Below are 1,615 nucleotides of genomic sequence, written 5' to 3' on the forward strand. Positions count from 1 at the left end.
CGGTATCCATCTGCCACCGGACGCGGTAACCAAGCGCAAGACCATCCCACTCGCGCCGCTCACGCCTGAGGCCACCGCCGGCTTCCTCGAAGCGATGGACTGGTTCGTCGACACCCTGCGCGCCGGCGCCTCACCGACGAACGCGTAGCGACGCTGAAGCCGGCGCGCTCATGAGCAGCCTCGCGCGACCCGAGAGGCAAGGGCGAGTCATGACCCGCGGGCTGGCCGAGATCGGCCGACGCGACGGCCATCACTCGCTGCGCTCCCCGACCGAACCGCGGCCGGTTCGGACGCCCGACGGGACGCGAGCGCAGCGAAGGTCTCGCCGCTCTGCAGATGGACGGCCTCAGTCTTCGTCGTGTCCTCGAAACGCCGGATGATGAGATCGACATAGCGCGGGTCTATCTCGATCCCGACGCAGCGCCGACCCGTCAACTCGGCAGCGATCAGGGTTGAGCCAGACCCGAGGAAGGGATCGAGCACGGTCTCACCGCAATCGGTCACGTCGAGCAGCGCATCCTTCAGCATCGCCACGGGCTTCACCGTCGGGTGATCGGCGAGACCCCGCCGTGCGTCGGATCCAGCCGTCGAAGCGCCGGGATAGGTCCAGAGATTCGTGCGCCAGCGACTGTTCTGCCCGAGCTTCACGTTGTTTCGGTGAGGTGCGTGTCCTTTTTTGAAAAGCGGCATCAGCTCGTGCTGCGACCGGTACAGGCCGCCCATCCCGGCATTGGTCTTGCCCCAGACGATGAGGTTCAGCTGTTCCAACCCGAGGCGAGCTGCGGCGCGGTCGACCGCGCTCAATCCCCGCCAGTCGATGAAGGTCGCCAGCAGCCCGCCATCGACGAGACAATCCGCAGCCTGGCTCATCCAGGCGTCGTTGAAGCGGGCGAACTGCTCGTCGCTCATCTCGCCGCTCGCCATCGCGAACTCGCGATGATCGCCGCGCGTCACATGTCCGGCGATAGCTACGTTGTAGGGTATATCGGTCAGCACAAGGCGCACCGGTCCAACCGCGAGCTTGATCGGCGTCAGCATCGGTATCGTGCTGACTGACGGAAGCGTCATTCATGGCGAGGCCCTGCATTCTGCTGCCGATAGCGCGCTCTACGAGGCAAAAGCTGCGGGACGCTGCACATTTAGGTTGTCAGATGCGGCGGCGCCGAGACGGCGCAACCACGTCGCGTAACGCATGTCCTGATATCGGTCGTCCCGCTCGCTGGGTGTTGCAAGCGCGAGGGTGGTCTGCTTTCGGGACGATGGCCCCGGAGCTGCAAGGTCCGATCACGGTCGAAAGCAGCTGCGAGTGCAGGTTAGATATCAGCGGTATAGTCCCTGCGCCTGAAGGCGCCTGAGTAATGCGCATGCCTGCTCCTGGGCTGCAACGCCGACCTCCTGCTGCTCGAAGCCATGCTCACACATCGGCATTAGCTTCCGCGTAGCCCGATCCATCGCGGAGCCCTCCCACAGGATCTGGCCTGCCCCCATTCGGTGGCCCGGGTTTGAAGTTAGTGCATCGTCGGTCGTGTGACGATGGCAGGAGGGGCGGACGGCACTGATCCGCTCGGTTCGGTTGGCCAGATGACGACCTCTGGCGCAGGCGGCTGGTAGCCGA

General features: G+C 65.0%; 1 protein-coding gene. It reads right to left on the minus strand.

The window, feature by feature from the left end:
- Positions 1 to 207: 207 nt before the first annotated feature.
- A complete protein-coding gene (locus MKK53_RS01730; RefSeq protein ID WP_243926277.1) occupies positions 208 to 1,038 on the minus strand; it encodes a DNA-methyltransferase in 831 nt (276 codons plus the stop codon).
- Positions 1,039 to 1,615 lie beyond the last annotated feature (577 nt).

The organism is Methylobacterium sp. J-076 (assembly GCF_022829405.1).
Classification (GTDB): domain Bacteria; phylum Pseudomonadota; class Alphaproteobacteria; order Rhizobiales; family Beijerinckiaceae; genus Methylobacterium.